Annotated in this window: 20 protein-coding genes; 7 read left to right on the top strand and 13 right to left on the bottom strand. The window is 71.6% G+C overall.

Features of this window, described 5'->3' with window-relative positions:
• Positions 1-76: 76 nt before the first annotated feature.
• Together BLQ34_RS04165 and zapE are read right to left on the bottom strand one after the other, a co-directional pair.
• A complete protein-coding gene (locus tag BLQ34_RS04165; RefSeq protein WP_091781895.1) occupies positions 77-1,000 on the bottom strand; it encodes a polyphosphate kinase 2 family protein in 924 nt (307 codons plus the stop codon).
• A gap of 41 nt (positions 1,001-1,041) precedes the next feature.
• Positions 1,042-2,043, bottom strand: coding sequence for a cell division protein ZapE (gene zapE / locus BLQ34_RS04160; protein WP_172829349.1), 1,002 nt, complete (start codon positions 2,041-2,043; stop codon positions 1,042-1,044).
• A gap of 49 nt (positions 2,044-2,092) precedes the next feature.
• On the opposite strand from zapE, the gene BLQ34_RS04155 reads away from it, so the two are divergent.
• Positions 2,093-2,809 (top strand): dihydrofolate reductase family protein, encoded by a 717-nt coding sequence (locus tag BLQ34_RS04155; RefSeq protein ID WP_172829348.1) that lies wholly within the window; start codon positions 2,093-2,095, stop codon positions 2,807-2,809.
• Positions 2,810-2,817: 8 nt separating this feature from the next.
• Here BLQ34_RS04155 and BLQ34_RS04150 read toward each other — a convergent pair whose 3' ends face one another.
• Positions 2,818-3,984: an alpha/beta hydrolase family protein gene (locus BLQ34_RS04150; protein ID WP_091781893.1), complete on the bottom strand. Its 1,167-nt coding sequence runs from the start codon at positions 3,982-3,984 to the stop codon at positions 2,818-2,820.
• Positions 3,984-6,149 carry an ATP-dependent DNA ligase gene (locus BLQ34_RS04145; RefSeq protein ID WP_091781891.1) on the bottom strand — a complete coding sequence of 722 codons (2,166 nt, stop codon included), beginning with the start codon at positions 6,147-6,149 and terminating at the stop codon, positions 3,984-3,986. The genes BLQ34_RS04150 and BLQ34_RS04145 overlap by 1 nt, the downstream gene beginning before the upstream one ends.
• Before the next feature lie 152 nt (positions 6,150-6,301).
• On the opposite strand from BLQ34_RS04145, the gene msrB reads away from it, so the two are divergent.
• The gene (gene msrB, locus BLQ34_RS04140; protein ID WP_091781888.1) at positions 6,302-6,724 is read left to right on the top strand and encodes a peptide-methionine (R)-S-oxide reductase MsrB; all 423 of its coding nucleotides are present in this window, start codon (positions 6,302-6,304) and stop codon (positions 6,722-6,724) included.
• Positions 6,725-6,743: 19 nt separating this feature from the next.
• Here the strand turns inward: msrB and BLQ34_RS04135 are convergent, their stop codons facing one another.
• Genes BLQ34_RS04135 through hemG form a run of 3 tightly spaced genes read right to left on the bottom strand, consistent with a single transcriptional unit; the run spans position 6,744 to position 9,441 of the window.
• Positions 6,744-7,193, bottom strand: coding sequence for a DUF1810 domain-containing protein (locus BLQ34_RS04135; protein ID WP_091781885.1), 450 nt, complete (start codon positions 7,191-7,193; stop codon positions 6,744-6,746).
• A gap of 15 nt (positions 7,194-7,208) precedes the next feature.
• Complete coding sequence (hemQ, locus tag BLQ34_RS04130) at positions 7,209-7,922, bottom strand: hydrogen peroxide-dependent heme synthase (protein ID WP_091781881.1); 714 nt, start codon at positions 7,920-7,922, stop codon at positions 7,209-7,211.
• A 4-nt stretch (positions 7,923-7,926) separates the two neighbouring features.
• The gene (gene hemG / locus BLQ34_RS04125; protein WP_172829347.1) at positions 7,927-9,441 is read right to left on the bottom strand and encodes a protoporphyrinogen oxidase; all 1,515 of its coding nucleotides are present in this window, start codon (positions 9,439-9,441) and stop codon (positions 7,927-7,929) included.
• Between the two features lie 164 nt (positions 9,442-9,605).
• Here hemG and BLQ34_RS04120 point away from each other — a divergent pair, with 164 nt between their 5' ends.
• Complete coding sequence (locus BLQ34_RS04120) at positions 9,606-10,610, top strand: DUF4349 domain-containing protein (RefSeq protein WP_091781878.1); 1,005 nt, start codon at positions 9,606-9,608, stop codon at positions 10,608-10,610.
• A gap of 33 nt (positions 10,611-10,643) precedes the next feature.
• Here the strand turns inward: BLQ34_RS04120 and hemE are convergent, their stop codons facing one another.
• Both hemE and BLQ34_RS04110 read right to left on the bottom strand, forming a co-directional pair.
• Positions 10,644-11,678 (bottom strand): uroporphyrinogen decarboxylase, encoded by a 1,035-nt coding sequence (hemE, locus tag BLQ34_RS04115; RefSeq protein WP_091781875.1) that lies wholly within the window; start codon positions 11,676-11,678, stop codon positions 10,644-10,646.
• A gap of 18 nt (positions 11,679-11,696) precedes the next feature.
• A complete protein-coding gene (locus tag BLQ34_RS04110; protein ID WP_091781872.1) occupies positions 11,697-12,521 on the bottom strand; it encodes a DMT family transporter in 825 nt (274 codons plus the stop codon).
• A 79-nt stretch (positions 12,522-12,600) separates the two neighbouring features.
• On the opposite strand from BLQ34_RS04110, the gene BLQ34_RS04105 reads away from it, so the two are divergent.
• Together BLQ34_RS04105 and BLQ34_RS04100 are read left to right on the top strand one after the other, a co-directional pair.
• Entirely contained in the window at positions 12,601-13,188 is a 588-nt protein-coding gene (locus BLQ34_RS04105) for a DUF3000 domain-containing protein (RefSeq protein WP_172829346.1), read from the top strand.
• A 91-nt stretch (positions 13,189-13,279) separates the two neighbouring features.
• Positions 13,280-14,524, top strand: a complete 1,245-nt coding sequence (locus BLQ34_RS04100; protein WP_407946385.1) for an HRDC domain-containing protein — start codon at positions 13,280-13,282, stop codon at positions 14,522-14,524.
• A 12-nt stretch (positions 14,525-14,536) separates the two neighbouring features.
• Here the strand turns inward: BLQ34_RS04100 and BLQ34_RS18690 are convergent, their stop codons facing one another.
• Positions 14,537-14,680 (bottom strand): hypothetical protein, encoded by a 144-nt coding sequence (locus BLQ34_RS18690; RefSeq protein WP_157692892.1) that lies wholly within the window; start codon positions 14,678-14,680, stop codon positions 14,537-14,539.
• Positions 14,681-14,792: 112 nt separating this feature from the next.
• Positions 14,793-15,041, bottom strand: a complete 249-nt coding sequence (locus BLQ34_RS04095; RefSeq protein ID WP_091781869.1) for an SRPBCC family protein — start codon at positions 15,039-15,041, stop codon at positions 14,793-14,795.
• Positions 15,042-15,217: 176 nt separating this feature from the next.
• Here BLQ34_RS04095 and BLQ34_RS04090 point away from each other — a divergent pair, with 176 nt between their 5' ends.
• The gene (locus tag BLQ34_RS04090) at positions 15,218-16,435 is read left to right on the top strand and encodes a thiolase family protein (RefSeq protein ID WP_091781866.1); all 1,218 of its coding nucleotides are present in this window, start codon (positions 15,218-15,220) and stop codon (positions 16,433-16,435) included.
• Entirely contained in the window at positions 16,432-18,561 is a 2,130-nt protein-coding gene (locus BLQ34_RS04085; RefSeq protein WP_091781863.1) for a 3-hydroxyacyl-CoA dehydrogenase NAD-binding domain-containing protein, read from the top strand. Before BLQ34_RS04090 ends, BLQ34_RS04085 begins: the two co-directional genes overlap by 4 nt.
• A gap of 40 nt (positions 18,562-18,601) precedes the next feature.
• Here the strand turns inward: BLQ34_RS04085 and BLQ34_RS04080 are convergent, their stop codons facing one another.
• Entirely contained in the window at positions 18,602-19,372 is a 771-nt protein-coding gene (locus BLQ34_RS04080) for an SDR family NAD(P)-dependent oxidoreductase (RefSeq protein ID WP_091781860.1), read from the bottom strand.
• 56 nt (positions 19,373-19,428) lie between these two features.
• Positions 19,429-21,297: a 1-deoxy-D-xylulose-5-phosphate synthase gene (dxs, locus tag BLQ34_RS04075; RefSeq protein WP_091781858.1), complete on the bottom strand. Its 1,869-nt coding sequence runs from the start codon at positions 21,295-21,297 to the stop codon at positions 19,429-19,431.
• Positions 21,298-21,314 lie beyond the last annotated feature (17 nt).

Raw genomic sequence — 21,314 nt, 5'->3', positions numbered from 1 at the left:
TCGGTGTGCGTGCTTCGGCTACCGGGACAGACCGCCCTCGGGCCCTGAACTCATCGCTGTGCAGGCCTCGCCATGGTCACGACTTGGCGAGCCGCTCCTTCTCGGCCGCGACGTCGAAGTCGGCCGGCGGCCACTGCGGGTCCATCCGCTCCAGGTGCTCCAGCACGAGGTTCTGGACCGCGAGCCGGGCGTACCACTTGCGGTCGGCTGGCACGACGAACCACGGGGCGACAGCCGTCGACGTCTTCTCGAGCACGGCCTGGTAGGCCGCCTGGTACGCGGGCCAGTGCAGCCGCTCGTCCACGTCGCCCGGGTTGTACTTCCAGTGCTTGTCCTCACGCTCCAGCCGCTCGGTGAGGCGGGCCTTCTGCTCGTCGGAGGAGATGTTGAGCATCACCTTCACGATGGTCGTGCCGTCCGCGACCGCCTTGGCCTCGAAGTCGTTGATCTGCGCGTAGCGCCGCGACCACGTCGACTTCGGCACCAGGTCGTGGACGCGGACGATGAGGACGTCCTCGTACTGCGAACGGTCGAAGACGCCGACCTGTCCGGGCTGCGGCAGGGCGTTCCGGATCCGCCAGAGGAACGGGTGCGCGCGCTCCTCATCGGTCGGCGCCTTGAAGGCGGTGTACTTCACCCCCTGCGGGTCCATCTGGCCGACGACGTGACGCATGATGCCGCCCTTGCCGGAGGTGTCCATGCCCTGCACCACGAGCAGGAGGGAACGCTGCACCGCGCCCTTGGACTCGGCATAGAGACGCTCCTGGAACTGGCTGATCTCGCCGGCGCGGGCAGCCAGGGCCTCCTCGCCCGCGGCCTTGTCGCCGTCGAAGCCCGGGGTCGACCGGGTGTCGAGGTCGGCGAGGATGAAGCCCTCACCGACGCGGAGCGCGTCGGCGAAGCTGGCCGGCTCCGGCACCCCCTTGTCGGACGCCACCGTCGCGTCGAGTCCCGCGACCTTGGACTTCTTGTCCTTCTTGTCTTTCTTGCCCTTGCCCATCTGCGCATCCTGTCATCGCAGGTCACCCCGCGCGAGGGATGTCAGTCGTGGCGGGCCAGCGCGGTCAGGCGGGAGATCGCGCGGTAGTACTTCTTGCGGTAGCCGCCGGCCAGCATCTCGGCCGAGAAGACCTCGCCGAGGGGCAGCCCGCTGGCGTAGAGCGGGATGTCGGCGTCGTAGAGCCGGTCGGCGAGGACGACGAGCCGCAGGGCCACCGCCTGGTCGGTCACGGGTCGGACGTGCGTCCAGCCCACCGCGGTGACGCCGTCGAGCAGGGCGCGGTAGCGGCTGGGGTGCACCTGCGCGAGGTGGCGGGTCACGTCGATGAAGTGGTCGAGCACCCCGCCCTCGCGGTCGACCCCGGCCCGCACCTCGTCCTCGGTGGACGGCGGCGGGCTGTCGGCGCTGTCGCGGTGCCGGTAGTCGGGCCCGTCGACGGTGAGGACCTCGAAGCGCGACGACAAGGCCTGGATCTCGCGCAGGAAGTCCTCCGCGGCGAAGCGCCCCTGACCCAACGCGTCGGGGAGGGTGTTGGAGGTGGCCGCCAGCGACACCCCCGCCCCGGCGAGTCGACCGAGCAGGGTGGCCATCAGCACGGTGTCGCCCGGGTCGTCGAGCTCGAACTCGTCGATGCACACCAGGCAGTGGTCGCTCAGGGCCTCCACCGTCGGCTGGAAGCCCAGGGCTCCGACCAGGTTGGTGTACTCGACGAAGGTCCCGAACGCCTTCTCCCCCTCTGCCTCGTGCCACAGCGACGCGAGCAGGTGCGTCTTGCCGACGCCGAACCCGCCGTCGAGGTAGATCCCCCGACCGTCGTCGGCCTGCGTCTTCCGCCGTCCGAAGAACCGCCCGCCGCCCGCGCGCGGACCCAGCCCGGCGGCATACCGCTCCAGTCGCTCGACGGCTGCGGACTGGGACGGTTCGGCTGGATCGGGACGGTAGGTGGTGAAGCGCTCGGCGTCGAAGCGGGGCGGTGGGACGAGCTCGCGCACGAGGCGACCGCGGTCCAGCTGCGGGACACGGTCGACCAGGGAGCCAGGCACGAACGCAGCCTAACCACGTGACACTTGGGATAAATGCAACACTGTGGCCATGCGCCTGCTGCTCGACTCGTCCAGCACCCACACCCCCGGCGAGACCGTCGACGACTCCGCCCTCGCCGACCTGTATGTCGCGCCGGCCCGCCGATGGCTCAGGGCCAACTTCGTGGCCACGCTCGACGGTGCCGCCAACGGGCCGGACAACAAGTCCGGCAGCATCAACACCGATGCCGACCACATCGTCTTCGACCTCCTGCGCCGGCTGACCGACGTGGTCGTCGTCGGCGCCGGGACGGTGCGGGCTGAGGGCTACCCGTCGCTGCGGGCCGAGGACCCCCGCGCGCCCGTGCTGATGGTGGTCAGCCACCAGGGTGCCGTCCCCCCGAGCGTGCTGGACGGACCGTTCGGCTCGGTCTACCTGATCACCCGGGAGGGCGCCGACCCCGCGACCCTGGACGCCTCGCGCGACAGCCTGGGCGAGGAGTTCGTGCTCACCGCCGGCACGGACGCGGTCGATTTCGTGAAGATGCGCAACATGCTGGAGGACAAGGGCTACCGGCAGATCCTCTGCGAAGGCGGCCCGAGCCTGCTCAACAGCATGCTGGCCGCAGGAGTCGTCGACGAGCTCGACCTCACCTGGTCGCCGGTGATCGTGGGCGGCGAGCACCCGACGATCACGCGCGGTCCCGACCTGCACCTCCCGGCGTCCCCGACCCTGCTCCTCGAGGAGAACGGCACCATCCTGGGACGCTGGTTCGTCAACCGCTGACCTGCCGCTCAGGAGCTGACGAATCCTGACACCGAGGCCTCCCAGCGAGCCGGGTCGACGTTCCACTCCTTGGTGTGCCGGGCGACCTCCCAGCGCTCCATCGTCACGAGGTCGGGACGCGCGTCAGCCAGGGCGAGCGACGGCCCGACCGGCACGAACTCGTCGTCGACGGAGTGGATCAGCAGGATGCGGTGCTCCAGCTCAGCCGCGCGGGAGACCCAGTTGGTGCGCGCCACGTCGACCGGGTCGTGGACCCCGACCAGCCGGCGCGCGGACCGGCGTCCCATCAGGGCGCGGCTCAGCCCACCGATCGGCGCGGGTATGCCGTTGGCCCGGGCGTGGTGGGCGATGACGTCTCCCCAGTCGATCACCGGGGCGTCGAGGACGACGTGGGTGACGTGGTCGGCCAGCCACGAGCGGCTCAGCGTCTGCAGGACGATCGCGCCACCCATCGACCAACCGACCAGGACCAGCTCGCGGGCGCCCCGCCGCACCGCGTGCAGGCCGGCGTCCTCGATGTCCCGCCACTCCGACAACCCGAGGTTGTAGCGGCCGTCGGGACCGCTGCGCGCGCCGAGGTCGTTGCGATAGCTGGGGATCATGACGTTGATGCCCGCGTCGTGGAGCGGCCGGACGGCGCGCAGCCCCTCCTGACGACGGGCGCCCCGGCCATGGACGAGGATCGCCCAGCGGTCCGACGTCGTGGCGGCGGGCACCACCCAGGCCGGCATGGTGCCCAGCTCGGTGTCGACGTCGACGTACTCGGTCCGCAACCCCAGGGACCGGTCGGGCGGGCTGGCGAAGTAGTACTGGTTCCACCGGGCGAAGCCCCCGGTGAGGTGGCCGAAGTCGACTCCGAGCAGCTCGCGTCTCACCCGCCCCGAGGTCTCGTCGAGGTCCAGGACCTGCCCCACGCGCGCGTGCCCACGGTCGCGGTCGAGCCAGAGCCCGTATCGACCCGGCGCCCGGGTCTCGGGGTTGACCCCCAGCGTCACGCTGTCACCGTCGACCGCGAGGACCTGGGTGTCGTCGGGCCGCTGCCGGTCCGGCGTCAGCACCCGGCGGGCGAAGTAGGACGCGGCACCGACGGTGCTCAGTGCGCCGGCGGCGAGCACCGAGCCGGCCGTCACCGCGCCCGCCACTGCGGCCTTGCGGCCGGCCGAGGCCTCGCCCACTACTTCTGCTCCCCCGGCTGCTCACCCAGCACGTCAGCCAGGTCGAAGCTCACCGGCTCCTCGAGCTGCTGGTAGGTGCAGGACTCCGGGGTGCGGTCGTCGCGCCACCGGACGAACTGCGCGGTGTGCCGGAACCTGGCGCCCTCCATGTGGTCGTACTTCACCTCGACGACGCGCTCGGGGCGCAGTGGCGTGAAGGAGAGGTCCTTGCCGGCGTTCCAGCGCGAGGTGGCTCCACTGGTCGGGGTGCGGCTGCCCATGTCCTGCGCCGCCCAGGCCCATGGGTGGTGGTCGAAGTCGGTGACCAGCGGCTGCAGCTCCTCGAAGAGCTCCCTGCGCCGGGCCATCGGGAACGCGCCGATCACGCCCACACTCTGCAGGGAGCCGTCCTCGGCGTGCAGCCCGAGCAGCAACGAGCCGATGGCGTCGTCACCGCTCTTGTGGGTGCGGTAGCCGGCCACCACGCAGTCGGCGGTGCGCTCGTGCTTGATCTTGAGCATCAGCCGCTTGTCGGGCACGTAGGTGATGTCGAGTGGCTTGGCGATCACGCCGTCGAGCCCGGCACCCTCGAACTGCTCGAACCACTCCTGCGCGACCGCGGGGTCGTCGGTGGCCCGGGTCAGGTGGATCGGAGGCTGCACCTTCGCGAAGGCCTCCTCGAGGCGGGCCCGGCGCTCGCCGAACGGCCGATCGGTGAGGTCGTCATCGCCGATCGCCAGCAGGTCGAAGGCCACGAAGCTGGCCGGCGTCTCGGCAGCGAGCTTCTTGACCCGGCTGGCCGCCGGGTGGATCCGCTGCTGGAGGGCGTCGAAGTCGAGCCGGTCACCCTCGCCACCGATGAGCACGATCTCGCCGTCCACCACGCACTTCTCGGGAAAGTTGGCGAGCACCGCTTCCACCACCTCGGGGAAGTAGCGGGTCATCGGCTTCTCGTTGCGGCTGCCGATCTCGACCTGGTCGCCCGAGCGGAAGATGATCGACCGGAAACCGTCCCACTTCGGCTCGAACAGGTATTCACCCGTCGGGATGCCCTTGACCGGCTTGGCCAGCATGGGGGCCACCGGCGGGACCACGGGTCCCCACACCGAGCGCAGGTCGGCGTCGCGCTCGGCCTTGGGGGGCATGTAGTCCTCGTCGGACTTGTCCTTGCGCCGCTTGCTCGGCTGCACCCGCGGCGGCTCCCCCGGCATCTTCGGGTAGTCCGGCGGGAAGTTCAGCTCTCCGAGCCCACGCTCCTCGATGTCCCTGTCCCACAGGGCGATCGCGGCTGCGACATCGCCCACGGCGTCGTCCATCCCCGCCCAGGCGTCACCATCGGCGGCCACGATGCCCGGCACCGTGCGCACGGTGAAGTCGCCGGGGCTCACGCCGGCCAGCGCGTCCCAGCTCACCGGCATGCTCACCGGCGCTCCCGGCAGCGGGCGCGGGCTGTAGGCGGACGCGATGGTGCGGTCGCGGCAGGCCTGGTTGAAGTCGACGAAGACCCGCTCGCCACGCTCTTCCTTCCACCAGGAGGTGGTCACCAGGTCAGGCAGGCGGCGCTCGAGCTCGCGGGCGATCCCGATGACACCGTGCCGCACGTCGAGGAACTCGTGGGTCGGCGCGACGCGGACGAAGACGTGGACGCCACGGTTGCCGGAGGTCTTCGCCCACCCGGTGAGACCCAGCTCGGTGAGCAGCTCGCGCAGCACCAGAGCTGCTTCGACGGAGTCCTTGAAGTCGCGGCCGGGCTGCGGGTCGAGGTCGATCCGCAGCTCGTCGGGGTTGTCGACGTTGCTGGTGCGGACCGGCCACGGGTGGAAGGTCACGGTGTTCATCTGCATGGCCCACACCACCGCGGCGGGCTCGTCGACGACGACCTGGAGGTGCTTGCGCCCGCTGGGGTAGGTGCACATCACCGGGTTGATGAAGTCGGGCATGCCCTTGGGCGGGTTCTTGGTCCAGAACTCCTCCCCGGTGATGCCCTCGGGGAACCGCTGGAGGGTCACCGGGCGGTTGCCCAGGGCGGCCATGAACCCGTCGGAGACGGCGATGGCGTAGTCCGCGAGGTCGAGCTTGGTGATCCCGTCATCGGGCCAGATCAGCCGGTCGGGACTCGAGACGCGGACCAGCCGCGACCCCTCAGCCCCCCCGGGGACCTCCAGCTCGGTTGCTTTGGTCGCCATGCCCGGAGCCTAGCCGTGGGGCCCGTCATCGGTCCGTAAGGAGCCGCGGGACCAGAATGGGCACCGATTGCGTTGAGAAGGTCGTGAGGCTACGAAGGAAGACATCGAGACGAGGAATCCTCACCGTCCCGCGAAGGAGTCAGAGCGTGAGCATGGAGCAGACCGACCGCACGTATGCCGTGTCCAAGAGCGACGAGGAATGGCGCGAGCAGCTGAGCCCGGCCGAGTACCAGGTGTTGCGTCAGGCGGGCACCGAGCGTCCGTTCGTCGGGGAGTACACCGACACCAAGACCGAGGGGGTCTACGCCTGCCGGGCCTGCGGGGCCGAGCTGTTCACCTCGGCCACCAAGTTCGACAGCCACTGCGGCTGGCCCTCATTCTACTCGCCGCTGGCCGGCGACTCGGTGGAGTACATCGAGGACGTGTCGATGGGGATGAAGCGGGTCGAGGTGCGGTGCGCGAACTGCGGCAGCCACCTCGGGCACGTCTTCGAGGGTGAGGGCTACGCCACCCCGACCGACCAGCGCTACTGCATCAACAGCATCTCCCTCACGATGCGACCCGCGTCGAAGTAGTCGGCGCGCGGCGACGCGGTCAGACCCGCTCCAGGGTCGCCGGGTCGTCCACCCCGCCGAAGTAACGGTCGAGGACCGCACGGAACTCCGTGCGGTCCTCGTCGTCCGCGCGGGCGAAGAGCGTCATCGACGACCGCAGCTTGAGCGCATCGATGTCGCCCAGCACCCGGACCGGGTCGCTGGCCGGCAGGTCGAGCAGCGCCTGCGCGCTCTCGCGCAACCGAGGGCCCAGCACGGGGTGTGCGAGGTAGGCCCGGGCCTCTGACAGACCGCGCAGGGCGAAGTGCCTCGCGGTCGCGCTGGTGCCGAGTCCCTCGACCTGGGGGAAGACGAACCACATCCAGTGGGTGCGCTTGCGGCCGGCGCGCAGCTCGGCCAGCGCGGCGGCATACGTGCCGTGCTCGTCCTGGGCGACGACGAACCGCGCGAGCTCACCGGACCGGTCACGCGACTCGTCGACGGCTGCCATGGTGCCCCCTTGCGGTCAGCGCAGCGACGTGAGCAGGTCGGGGACGCTGACGCGTCGTCCGGTGTGGAACGGGAGCTCCTCGCGGACGTGCATCCGCGCCCGCGACGCCCTCAGCTCGCGCATCAGGTCGACGATCCGGTGCAGCTCGTCGGCCTCGAAGGCCAGGATCCACTCGTAGTCGTTCAGCGCGAACGACGCGATCGTGTTGGCCCGCACGTCGGGGAAGTCCCGCGCCTGCTGGCCGTGCTCGCGCAGCATGTCGCGCCGCTCCGCATCGGGCAGCAGGTACCACTCGTACGAGCGCACGAAGGGGTAGACGCAGATGAAGTCCTTCGGCTCCTCGTCGGCGAGGAACGCGGGGATGTGGCTCTTGTTGAACTCCGCCGGTCGGTGCAGCGCGGCGGCCGACCAGGTGGGCTCGAGCAGCTGCCCGAACTGCGTGCGCAGCAAGGCGCGGTAGGCGCGCTGGACGTCCTCGATCCGCTCGGCGTGCCACCAGACCATGAAGTCGGCGTCGGCGCGCAGGCCCCCGATGTCGTAGACCCCCCGCGTCACGACGCCCTCGGACTCGAGTGACGCGAAGAGCTCCTCGACCTCCTCGGCCAGCACCTCACGGTCGTCACCCAGCGGCGCAGTGACGGCGAAGACCGACCACATCGCGTAGCGGATCGACTCGTTGATCTCGCGGATCCGTGCGGCGTTGGGGTTCGAGGGGTGCGGCGCGCTCATGGCCCTAGTCTCCCTCGCCTCCCTGGCGCGAGCGCAGGTGGGTGGCCACCGCCCGGGCGGCCGATCGCCCACTGGCGACGCAGGCCGGGATCCCCACGCCGTCGTATGCGGCGCCGGCCAGGGCCAGCCCGGGTGCGGTCGCGAGGGCGGCCCGGATGCGGGCGATGCGGTCGACGTGGCCGACGGTGTACTGCGGCAGGGCCCCTCCCCAGCGCTGGACGTGCGCGTCGACGATGCGCGGCAGCTGGTGCCCGAGCGCCTCGCTCACCTCGGCGACGGCGATGGCGACGAGCTCCTCGTCGGGCCGCTGCAGGTCCGATGTCTCGCCGTACCGGCCCACCGAGGCTCGCAGGAACGACAGGTCCTGCGCCGCATCGGCAGTCCAGCCCCACTTCGTCGAGGAGAAGGTGCTCGCCTTGATGGTGCGGCCCTCCAGCGCGGGGACCAGGAACCCCGAGCCCGGCAAGGGTGCCCTGGTCGGACCGTCGGCGCCGACGGCCAGGGTGATGATCGCCATCGACGCGTAGTCGACCTCACGCAGCGCCCGAGTCGCGTCGGGAACGTGGGGGGCGAGGAGCTTGGCGGTCGACGCCGCCGGGGTGGCCAGGACGACGGCGTCGGCGTGGATCCGCTCCGGTCGCGGTTGCGGCCCGACGACGACCGACCACCCGCCACCCGACCCGCCACCCGACCCGGCAGGCTCGCGGTGCAGCTCGCGCGCGATGGTGCCGCTGCGGACCGTCACCCCGCGGCCCCGGAGCGACTCGGCCAGCACCTCGGCCAGCCGCCCCACGCCTCCGTCGAGCCCGGCGAAGACCGGCGGGGTCGCCGACGCCGAGGCGTCGCCCGCCGCAGGCGCAGTCGCGCCCATAGCAGCCCCAGCCGAAGTCGCCGCGGCCGACGCGGCCGCTGCGGCTGCCGCTGCCGCGGCGTCGGTCAGGGACTCGCCCCGTCGCGCCGCCGCGAAGACCTGCGGCAGGCAGGCGCGCAGCGACAACAGCCTGGCCTGCCCGGCATACACGCCGCCGAGGAGAGGCTCGACGAGTCGGTCCACGACCGCGTCACCGAGCCGCGCCGCGACGTAGTCACCCACTGACACGTCTTCGAAATCACCTGCGTCCCATGGCGTCTCGCTCTCAGCCCGGGACACCTCGTCGGCCGTGAGGATCCCCAGGGCGGAGGCGGCCGGCGAGGGAATGCCCATCAGGGTCCCCTTGGGCAGGGGGTGCAGGTCGCCCCGCGACCAGATCGCGGCAGACGTCGTCGCCGGGTGCACGACGTCGAGGTCCAGACCCAGCTCGGTCACGAGGTCGAGCGCCTCGGGCCGACGGGCCAACATCGACTCGGCGCCGACGTCGAGGGCGACACCTGCGACCGGCTCCCGGCGCAGCTTGCCGCCCGGACGGTCGCCCGCGTCGACGAGGGTGATGGTCGCGTCGGGAAGCGAATGCGACAGCTCCCAAGCGCAGGCAAGCCCAGCGATACCTCCTCCGACGATGAGGATTCGTGATCCGACCATGCCCACACCCTTTCAAGATCGTGACTCTTTCGACACCACCGGGTGGGAACGTCGAGCGCACGGAGCAAGTCGCACCGGTGTCCGCCTCCGCCGCCAGCACGATCCCTCGGCGGCCCGCAGCACCAGCCCCGAGCTCTCGTCAGCTCCACGACCAAGGAGTCGCCATGTCCCGCCCGCGTCCGCACCGCACCGCCGCAGCCATTGGCGCAGCCCTCCTCGCCACCCTCGCCCTCGCCGCCTGCGCAGGCGGGTCCGGAGACAGCTCAGGGTCCAGCGCGGCGAGCGTCGGCTCGGCCGGGGAGTCCGCAGACCGTCCCGCCGACTCGGGCGGATCCGGCGGCGGCTCCGGGGAACGAGCGCCCTCGTCGCAGGGTGGCGACAGCGGAGCCAAGGGCTCGACCGGCGGACCCGCCGACCCGGTGACCGTCGCCAACCTCGCCGCGTCGAAGGAGTCGCTGGCCCGTCGGGCCTCGATCGCGCTGCAGGTCAAGAACATCGGACAGGCCGTGGCCAAGGTCCGCGCCGCCAGCGCAGCAGCTGAAGGCATCGTCCTCTCCGAGAACATCGGCACCGCCGACGGCACCGCTCCCCTGGCGGAGTCGGCCAAGGTCACCGCCACGACGTACGCGGAGATCACCATCTCGGTGCCCTCCACCGAGCTGGACCGGGTCGTCTCCGAGCTGGGCTCGGTCGGCACCGTCATCCGCTCGACCAGCTCCAGCGAGAACGTCGGCGGTCAGATCGTCGACACGCAGTCTCGGTTGGAGACGATGCGGGTCAGCGTCGAGCGGGTCCGGTCCTTCCTGGAGAAGTCGACCGACCTCAACCAGATCGTGGCCATGGAGGCCGAGCTCACCCGGCGCCAGTCCGACCTCGAGGCACTCGAGGCCCAGCTCGCCTCCCTCAAGGGCAGCGTGGCCCGCTCCCCCATCCAGATCAGCCTGACCACCGAGCCGGGTGCGATCGCCGAGGAGCCCGACCAGGCCGGTTTCCTCGTCGGGCTGAAGGGCGGCTGGGACGCCTTCACCGGCTCAGCCACCGTCCTGCTCACCGTCGTCGGGGCGCTGCTCCCGTTCCTCGCCCTGTTCGCCCTGCTGGCCCTGCCTGCGTGGTGGTACCTCCGTCGGCGCCGTCCGGTGAACCCGGCGCCGTCCGTCCTCCCGCAGTAGCCCGGCAGGGGCACCACGGGGTCGGCCAGCGGCTCAGCGCTGGCCGACCTCGTGCACGAGGTCGACGACGCGGGTGATCACGTCGGGGTCGGTGTCGGGCAGCACCCCGTGGCCGAGGTTGAAGATGTGGCCCGGGGCGGCCCGGCCTTCGTCGACGATGGCCCGCACCTTCGCCTCCAGAGCCTCCCACGGCGCGAAGAGGAGCGCCGGGTCGAGGTTGCCCTGCACGGCATACCGGCCTCCGAGCCGCGCGAGCGCGTCGGTGAGGGACACGCGGTAGTCGACGCCCACGACGTCGGCGCCGACGGCACCCATCGAGGGCAGCAGCTCACCGGTGCCCACCCCGAAGTGGATCTTGGGTATGCCGCGGGCCGAGACCGCGGCGAGCGCGGCGGTGGAGTGCGGCGCGACGAAGCGCTCGTAGTCGGCGCGGGGCAGGGCCCCGACCCACGAGTCGAACAGCTGGACGGCGGAAGCCCCGGCCGCGGCCTGGACGTCGAGGAAGGCACCCGAGACCTGGGCCAGTCGGGAGCACAGGTCGTGCCACAGCTGCGGGTCGCCGTACATCAGCGCCTTGGTGTGCTCGTGGTTCTTGCTCGGACCACCCTCGACGAGGTAGCTGGCCAAGGTGAACGGGGCGCCGGCGAACCCGATCAACGGCGTGCTGCCCAGCTCCCCGACGAGCTGCTCGACGGCGGCCGTGATGTAGGGGACGTGCTCGGGCGTGAGCTCCGGGAGCCGGTCGAGGTCGGCCCGGCTGCGGAAGGGCGTGGCCACCACGGGCCCCACACCGGCGACGATGTCGAGGTCGACCCCGACTGCGGCGAGGGGCACCACGATGTCGGAGAAGAAGATCGCCGCGTCGACACCGTGCCGGCGCACCGGCTGGAGGGTGATCTCGGTGACCAGGTCCGGTCGCCGGCAGGACTCGAGCATCCCGACGCCCTCACGCACCGCCCGGTACTCCGGCAGCGAGCGCCCGGCCTGGCGCATGAACCACACCGGCGTGTGGGTCACCGGCTCGCGGCGGGCAGCGCGGACCAGGGCGGAGTCGAGGGGGGAGGTCACCGGGTGATTCTAGGTGGCTCAGAAGGCGATGATCGCCGCGCCTGCGAGCGACAGGACGGCCCCCACCTGCTGGATGAGGCGCAGCCGTTCGCCGAGGACGAGTCGGGCCAGCAGGATCGTCACGACCGGGTAGAGCGAGGCGAGGACACTGGCGACGCTGACCTCTCCTCGCGAGGACGCCACCCCGAACAGGACGTTGGCGAGCATGTCGCCGCACCCGATGGCGAGCAGGACCGGCACCTCCCTGGCAACCACGCCCCCGACGGAGCGGGCCACCACCGCGATCGTGACGAAGACCACGAGCGACGTCAGACGCATGCCCCACAGCGTCATGAGCGTGGAGCTGCGCGCCCCGCGGTCGATGCAGTAGAGGCAGAGTCCGAAAGCCACCGCAGCCACGCCGGCGAGCACGACGGGTCGCACCGACACGTCGCCGCTCAGCTCGGGCCCGGAGGCGAGGGTGACGCCGACGACCGCCACGAGGATGCCGACCCAGGTCCAGGGCGAGGGCGCCTCACCGCCGGCCACGCCGAGCAGGACGGGCACCGCCACCCCGAGCGCGGCGATCGGCGCGACGACGCCCATCGTCCCCGTCGACAGGGCGGTGTAGAAGCACAGCAGCCCGGTGATGCCGGTGGCCCCGGCAGCCACCGACCAGGCCGGCCAGCCGCTCCACGTGATGGAGTCCCACCGGACCGCCACGGCGACGCACAGCACGAGGAACGCCAGCGACTGGGTCCACCCCACGACTGCCACGGCCGGCCGACGGCGCGAGAAGAGCCCCGCGAAGAAGTCGGAGGTGCCCCAGCAGGCGCTGGAGGCGAGCGCGAGCAGGGAGAGCATGCGCGCACGCTACCCGCCGACGCGACACGACGCGGGAGGCAACCTCCCTGTGATACCCGGACCCTCGGCATACCCTCTGATGGTGGGCAGCCGAACGGTCCCTGGCGACCAATCCCCCGAGTTCGCGCAGGCGTTGAGCGACCTGCGCGGGGCGCGTCTGCGCCCCGAGATCCGCCTCACCGAGGTGCCTGCCCCCCAGCGCATCGCCCCGTATGCCGTGGCGCTCACCGCCGAGGTCGTGGGCGCGGCCGCGGACGAGGACGAGCTCGCGTCCGGGCGCTTCGTCCTGCTGCACGACCCGTCGGTGCCGGACCCCTGGGACGGAGCTTGGCGGGCGGTGACCTTCGCGCGGGCCGAGCTCGAGCCCGAGCTCGCGAACGACCCGATGCTCGGCGCCGTCGGGTGGTCGTGGCTGACCGATGCCCTGGAGACCCACCACCTCGGTTACACCGCCGAGGCCGGCACGGTGACCCGGGTGGTGTCGGAGAGCTTCGCGGGCCTGTCCGACCGGCCGGCCAGTGTCGAGATGGAGGTCCGCGCCTCGTGGACCCCCGTCGCGGGCAACGTGGGCGCCCACCTGGTGGCGTGGTCCGACCTGCTGTGCACGATCGCCGGGCTGCCGCCGCTGCCGGAGGGCGTCATCGCCCTGCCGGGCCCACGTCGCTGATCCACCGCGTCGCCGAACCACCGCATCGCTGAACGGTGGAGCCGCGGTGCGTTGCCGGGTGCGGGGGCGCGCTGCCCGATAGGTTGACCCGGTGACCGATGCCGACGCCGACGAGGCGGTGGAGCCCGAGCAGGAGACAGCCCCCGAGCTGACTCCGCTCGACATGCCCGCCGACGGTGTCCCGCCGGTCGTCGAGTCCGAGCGCGCCCTGATGGAGGCGGCCCGCGCGATCGCTGCGGGCGAGGGCCCGGTGGCGCTGGACGCCGAGCGCGCGAGTGGTTACCGCTACGGCCAGCGCGCCTACCTCGTGCAGCTGCGCCGAGAGGGGTCGGGCACCTGGCTGATCGACCCCATCGCGTGTCCCGACCTGTCCCCGGTCGACGACGCCATCGGCAGCGCCGAGTGGATCCTGCACGCCGCCACCCAGGACCTCGCCTGCCTCGCGGAGGTCGGTCTGCGGCCACGACAGCTCTTCGACACCGAGCTCGCCGGACGCCTCCTGGGTCTGCCCCGGGTCGGCCTGGCCGCGGTCGTCGAGCACTACCTCGGGCTGTCCCTGGCCAAGGAGCACTCCGCGGTCGACTGGTCCACCCGGCCGCTGCCCGAGCCCTGGCTGCGCTACGCCGCCCTCGACGTCGAGGTGCTCGTCGACGTGCGCAACCTGATGGGGGTCGACCTGGCCCGCCAGGGCAAGGACGGGTGGGCGCGCGAGGAGTTCGAGGCACTGCTCGACTTCACCGGGCCGGCCGTGCGGGTCGACCCGTGGCGACGCACCAGCGGCATGCACAAGGTGCGGCACCGGCGGGTCGCTGCGGTGGTCCGCGAGCTGTGGGAGACCCGCGACCAGATCGCCCAGGAGCGCGACGTCTCGCCGGGTCGGGTGCTGCCCGACGTGGTGCTCGTCGAGCTCGCGATGGGGACCCCGACCGAGACCGGCGGCCTGCCCGGTGGACACCGGTCGGTGCGGCGCTACCAGCGGCAGTGGCTCGACGCGATCTCGCGGGCCAACGCGATCCCCGAGGCCGACCTCCCGCCGATGACGCTGCGCTCGGACGGCCCTCCGCCGCAGCGGTCCTGGGCCGAGCGCAACCCGGTGGCCGCGGCCCGGCTCACCGCCACCCGCGAGGCGCTGACTGCCTTCGCGGCCGACCACTCCATCCCGGTCGAGAACGTCCTGTCGCCCGAGCCGTTGCGCCGGGTGATCTGGACTCCCCCGGCCGAGCCGACCGCACCCGCGTTCGCGTCGGCGCTGTCCGCACTCGGAGCCCGGCACTGGCAGACCGAGATCGTGGCACCGATGGTCGAGGCCGCCTTCGCGGCCAACCCCGACGACTGACCCCTGGTCCGCTCAGCGGCCCCTCTCCGCGAGCGCGGCCAGCCGGCGGGCGGCCACCTCCAGCACGGGCAGGTAGGCCGGCGCCCACCAGGGCGCGCCCAGCTCCACCACACAGCCACGAGCGTGCGGTTGCACTCGGTGGGTCGTCGCGGGCACCCCGCCCACGCTCCACGACCAGTGCGCCCCCGCCCCCGTGCAGGAACCTTTGCTAGCAAAGGTTCCCGTGTCGCGGACAGGTTGCAACCTGTCCGCGACTGAGTTTCCTGTGCTAGCAAAGGTTGCGGGGGGGTTCGGGGTCGGCGGTCATCGGCGCGGTCAGCTCGGTGACCTCGAACGGCAGCCACAGGCCGACCGGGCTGCGCACCGCGCCGTGCGCCCCGCCCCTCAGGGTCCGTCCGCCGTCCTCGAGCCGGGCGGCCGAGACGGTCGGACCCCAGCTCGGCCAGGCGTCGAGGTCCACGAGCAGGTCCCACACCACGCCGACAGGTGCCCTGACGGTGCGACGGCTCCACCACATCACGTCGTCCTCACGTCGCCAGTCAACCTCAGTGCGGCCCGGCTCGCCGGGTGACGGCTCTCACGCGCGGGGTCCGGTGACCACGTTGTTACCGCGGAGTAGCATCGGCTCGTACCCACCGGCATACCGGTGCTGCTCTGCCCAACCAGCAACCCACACAGCCAGGGAGGCCACCCGTGCCCCGCACCCTTCATGAGGTCGTGTTCGTCGACGGTGTCCGGACGCCGTTCGGCAAGGCCGGCGACAAGGGCATGTACGCCCAGACCCGCGCCGACGACCTCGTCATCCGCTGCATCCGCGAGCTGATGCGTCGCCACCCCGAGCTCCCCCCGGAGCGCGTCGAGGAGGTGGCCATCGCGGCCACCACCCAGATCGGCGACCAGGGCCTCACGCTCGGCCGGATGGCCGCCCTGCTCTCCGGTCTGCCCAAGACCACGCCGGGCTACTCGGTCGACCGGATGTGCGCCGGTGCGATGACCGCCGTGACCACCACGGCCAGCTCGATCGCGTTCGGCTCGATCGACGTCGCCATCGCCGGCGGGGTCGAGCACATGGGCCGGCACCCGATGGGTGAGGGTGTCGACCCCAACCCGCGGATCGTGGCCGAGAAGCTCGTCGACCCGTCGGCCCTGGTGATGGGCTCGACCGCCGAGAACCTGCACGACCGGTTCCCGTCGATCACCAAGGAGCGCAGCGACGCGTATGCCGTGGGGTCGCAGGAGAAGCTCGCCAAGGCCTACGCAAACGACCAGATCCAGCCCGACCTCGTGCCCGTCGCGACGCGGCACCAGGAGCTCGGCTACGGCCTGGCCACGCAGGACGAGCCGCCGCGCCCCGGCACCACGCTCGAGGACCTCGCGGCACTCAAGACGCCGTTCCGTCCGCACGGCAAGGTCAGCGCCGGCAACTCCGCCGGGCTCAACGACGGCGCCACCGCGTGCATCCTCGCCTCGGAGCAGGCGGCTCGTGAGCTCGGCCTCCCCGTGAAGATGCGGCTGGTCGACTTCGCGTTCGTCGGGGTCGAGCCGGAGGTGATGGGCATCGGACCGGTCCCGGCCACCGAGAAGGCGCTGGCCAAGGCGGGGCTGTCGATCGAGGACATCGGCCTGTTCGAGCTGAACGAGGCGTTCGCCGTCCAGGTGCTCGCGTTCCTCGACCACTTCGACATCGCCGACGACGACCCCCGCGTCAACCAGTACGGCGGTGCGATCGCGACCGGCCACCCGCTCGCGTCGTCGGGCGTGCGCCTGATGACCCAGCTGGCCCGCCAGTTCGAGGAGCACCCCGACGTCCGCTTCGGCCTGACCGCCATGTGCATCGGCATCGGGATGGGCGCCGCCGTCATCTGGGAGAACCCCCACCACGCCGACTACGGCCAGGAGGTCGCGGCATGAGCGACTCACCCACCACCAGCACCACGTCCGCCCAGGCCTTCGAGGAGGTCGTGACCCACACCCCGGTGCGCGACGTGCTCCTGCCGGGCAAGGCAGGCACCCTGGCCCTGGTCACGCTGGACAACGGTTTCGACCACACCAAGCCCAACACCTTCGGGCCGCAGACCATCGCCGAGCTCAGGGCCACCGTCGAGGGGCTGCGCGCCCGAGCCGAGGCGGGTGACATCCAGGCTGTCGGCATCACCGGCAAGCCCTTCATCTTCGCCGTCGGTGCCGACCTCAAGGCGGTCTCCCAGGCAGCCAGCCGGGAGCAGGCGATCGAGGTGGCTCGGGCCGGGCACGCGGCCTTCGCAGCGATCATGGACCTGCCGGTGCCGACCTTCGCCTTCGTCAACGGTGCTGCGATGGGCGGTGGTGTGGAGATCGCGCTGTCCGCCGACTACCGCACCATCTCGGCCGGCGTGCCGGCGCTGGCGCTGCCGGAGACCTTCCTCGGTCTCGTCCCCGGCTGGGGCGGCTGCTACCTGCTGCCCAACCTGGTCGGCCCGGCCAACGCGCTCAAGGTCATCATCGAGAACCCGATGAACATGAACCGCATGCTCAAGGGCCCCCAGGCCTTCGAGCTCGGCATCGCCGACGTGCTGCTCGAGCCGGCCGACTTCCTCGAGGAGTCGCTGCTCTGGGCCGCGTCGGTGCTGACCGCCGACACGAAGGTCGAGCGTCCCGAGGTGTCCCGCGACGAGGCCGAGTGGTCCGCCGCGATCAAGGCCGCCAAGGGTCTCGTCGACCTCAAGACCGGCGGCAAGGCACCCGCCCCCTACCGTGCGCTCCAGCTCGTGGCCGAGGCCCGCACCGCGACGCGCGACGACGCCTTCGCGGCCGAGGACGAGGCACTGGCAGACCTCGTGATGGGTGACGAGCTGCGGGCCGGTCTCTACTCCTTCGACCTCGTCCAGCGTCGGGCCAAGCGTCCGGCGGGGGCACCCGACAAGGCCCTGGCCCGCAAGGTCACCAAGGTCGGGATCGTCGGCGCCGGCCTGATGGCCAGCCAGCTCGCCCTGCTGTTCGCGCAGCGGCTCGAGGTGCCGGTCGTCATGACCGACCTCGACGAGGAGCGGGTCGCCAAGGGCGTCGGCTACGTGCACGGCGAGGTCGACAAGCTGCTGGCCAAGAAGCGGCTCGGACCAGACAAGGCCAACCGGCTCAAGGCGCTGGTCACCGGCGCGACCTCCAAGGACGGCTTCGCCGACGCCGACTTCGTGATCGAGGCGGTCTTCGAGGAGATGTCGGTCAAGAAGCAGGTCTGGGCCGAGATCGAGGCCATCGTCAGCCCCGAGTGCGTCCTGGCGACGAACACCTCGTCGCTGTCGATCACCGAGATGGCTGCCGAGCTCCAGCACCCCGAGCGAGTGGTCGGCTTCCACTTCTTCAACCCGGTGGCCGTCATGCCGCTGCTCGAGATCATCAAGGGCGAGCGCACCGACGACGCGACCCTGGCCACCGCGTTCGCGACCGGCAAGGGTCTGAAGAAGACGACGATCCTCGTGAAGGACAGCCCGTCCTTCATCGTCAACCGGCTGCTCGGCCGGTTCATGGGCGAGGTCGCCAAGGTGGTCGACGAGGGCACCCCGATCGAGGTGGCCGACCGCGCCTTCGCCGGGCTCGCCCCGATGCCCCCGTTCATCCTGCTCGGACTCGTCGGACCGGCGATCGCGTTGCACAACAACGAGACCCTGGCCAAGGCGTTCCCCGACCGCTTCTACGTCTCGGAGAACCTCCGCAAGGTCGTCGCGGCGAAGAAGGCGGCGATCTACATCTGGCCGGAGGGCAAGCCGGTCGTCGACCCCGAGGTCGAGGCCCTCTTCGACAAGCCGGCCGACCCCGTGGTGCTGTCGACCGAGGAGGTGCGCGAGCGGGTGCTCGGCGTCCTCGCCGACGAGGCGCGCCGGATGCTCGACGAGGGCGTCGTGGCGGCGCCGATGGACCTGGACCTCGCCATGATCACCGGCGCGGGCTTCCAGTTCTGGAACGGCGGGCTCACGCCACTGCTCGACCGCGAGGGGGTCTCGGAGCGGGTCACCGGTCAGCGCTTCCTGCCGCCCGGCGCAGCGAGCGTCCCCGCCTAGGCACCAGTTCCACCCGCAGGCCACGAGGGGCGGCACCCGGTCATCCGGGTGCCGCCCCTGCGCCGTCCGGCGACACGACCCGGCGGTGTGCGCCGTCGAGGAGCTCGACCACGGTGCCGGCCGTGACGCGGTCACGCACCAGCCGCACCGCCTCGGCGGCGATGATCTCGGGGGGCACCAGCTCGGGGCTGGCCTGCCGCTCGGGCGGTGCCAGGGCGGCCAGCTCGGCGTGGGCCCGCGGCAGCCCGATCCAGCCCGGCACGAGGCAGGTCACCAGGACTCCCTCGTCCTGCAAGCCGGCCAGCGCGGTGGTGAGGCGCACCAACCCGGCCTTCGCCACGGCATACGGAGGGCTGCCATAGGCGGTTGTCCCGACTCCCGCGCTGGACGCCACGTTGACCACCGATCCCCACCCCCGACGACGCATGCCGTCGAGGCAGAGCTGGAGGAGTCGCATCGGCGCGTGGAGGTTGAGGGCGAGCACGGCCTGCCAGTCCTCGGGCGGCGCCTCGGGGTAGTGCTGCTCGGCGCCACCCCAGCCACCCGCGTTGTTGACGAGCACGTCGATCCCGCCCAGAGCGTCCGCGGCGGTGACGAGGGCGAGCAGGTCGTCCTCGACGGTCACGTCGCAGCGCACGCCCGTGGCGCCCCCACCCTCCTGACGCAGCGCCGCGGCGAGCGCCTCGGCCGGTGCCGTGTCGAGGTCGGCGACCACGACGTGGGCCCCCTCGCGGGCAAAGGCACGCACGAGGTGCTCACCCAGGCCCGAGGCACCCCCGGTGACGACGACGACCCGACCTGTCAGCTCCATCCCTCGACGCTAACCAGCGCCGCCGACAGCCAGCCCTTCTCGGTGGGCGAGGGTCCTCAGCGCAGGCGGCCGGCCAGCGCGGTGGCGACCGCGTCTGCGGTGAGGCCGACCTCCTCGAGCACCTGGCCCCGCGACGCGTGGTCCAGGAACTGCTTCGGTATGCCGTGCAGGTGCACCGGCACGTCGAGGCCGGCATCGCGCAGCGCCAGCGTGACCGCCGCCCCGACTCCCCCACTGACCAGGTTGTCCTCGACCACGGCGACGGCGCCAGCGGCGCGAGCCAGCTCGACCAGGTCGTCGCTCACCGGCAGCACCCAGCGCGGGTCGACCGCGGTGACCGAGTGGCCCTGGGCCTCGAGCTTGCCCGCGATGTCCACGGCCATGCCTGCGAAGGCCCCCACCCCGACGAGGAGCAGCTCGCAGGAGTCGAGTGACGTCTCGTGGAGCACGTCGACGTCGCCGTGCTGACGGATCGCGGTGACCGCGGGTCCGACATCGCCCTTCGGGAAGCGGATCACCGTCGGGGCATCGGTCACGTCGATCGCCTCGCGGAGCTGCAGCTTGACCTGGTCGCCGTCGCGGGGCGCCGCCAGCCGCAGGCCCGGGACGACCGACGCGATCGTCATGTCCCACATGCCGTTGTGCGACGCGCCGTCGCTCCCTGTGACGCCGGCCCGGTCCAGCACGAAGGTGACACCGGCCCGGTGCAGCGCGCAGTCCATCAGCAGCTGGTCGAAGGCCCGGTTGAGGAAGGTGGCGTAGACCGCGACGACCGGGTGCAGCCCGGCGTACGCGAGGCCGCTCGCCATGGTGACCGCGTGCTGCTCGGCGATGCCGACGTCGAAGACCCGGTCGGGGTAGGCGGCGGCGAAGCCATCGAGGCCGACCGGGATGAGCATGGCTGCCGTGAGCGCCACGACGTCGTCGCGCTCCGCGCCGATCCGCACCATCTCGTCGTTGAACTCGTCCGTCCAGATCCGGCCGCTCACCTCGAACGGCAACCCGGTCTCGGGGTTGAACTTCCCGATCGCGTGCCACTGGTCGCCCACGTCGCGACGAGCCGGGTCGTAGCCGCGGCCCTTCTCGGTGATGACGTGGACGAGGACCGGTCCACCGAAGGCCCGGGCCTTGCGCAGGGCCGACTCGACGGCCTGCTCGTCGTGACCGTCGACCGGACCGAGGTACTTCAGGCCGAGGTCCTCGAACATCCCCTGCGGGGCGACGATGTCCTTGATGCCCTTCTTCATGCCGTGCAACGTCTCGTACATCGCGCCACCCACGACAGGGGTCCGGCTCAGCGTGTTCTTGCCCCAGTCGAGGAAGCGCTCGTAGCCGCGCGTGGTGCGCAGGGTCGCGAGGTGGTCGGCCAGACCGCCGATGGTCGGTGCGTAGGACCGCTCGTTGTCGTTGACGACGATGGTCAGCGGCAGGTCCTTGTCGGCGGCGATGTTGTTGATCGCCTCCCAGGCCATCCCCCCGGTCAGGGCACCGTCGCCGATGACCGCCACCGTGTGGCGCCCCTTCTCACCGCGCAGCCGTCGTCCCTTGGCGATGCCGTCGGCCCACGACAGAGCCGTCGAGGCGTGCGAGTTCTCGACGACGTCGTGCTCGGACTCCGTGCGACTCGGGTAGCCCGAGAGCCCGCCCTGCTTCTTGAGCTTGCTGAAGTCGTGTCGGCCGGTGAGCAGCTTGTGGACGTAGGACTGGTGCCCGGTGTCGAAGACGATCGCGTCGTCCGGGCTGTCGAAGACCCGGTGCAGGGCGATGGTCAGCTCGACCACACCGAGGTTCGGGCCCAGGTGGCCACCGGTCTTGGAGACGGACTCGACGAGGAAGTCCCTGATCTCCTGGGCGAGCCCCGGCAGCTGGGCAGGCGACAGCGCCTTGAGGTCGGCCGGGCCGGTGATGGTCTCGAGCACTCCCACGCGGCGTCCTTTCGGGT

It is taken from the genome of Pedococcus dokdonensis, from assembly GCF_900104525.1.
Classification (GTDB): domain Bacteria; phylum Actinomycetota; class Actinomycetes; order Actinomycetales; family Dermatophilaceae; genus Pedococcus; species Pedococcus dokdonensis.
This window is presented reverse-complemented; position numbering and strand designations above follow the sequence as displayed.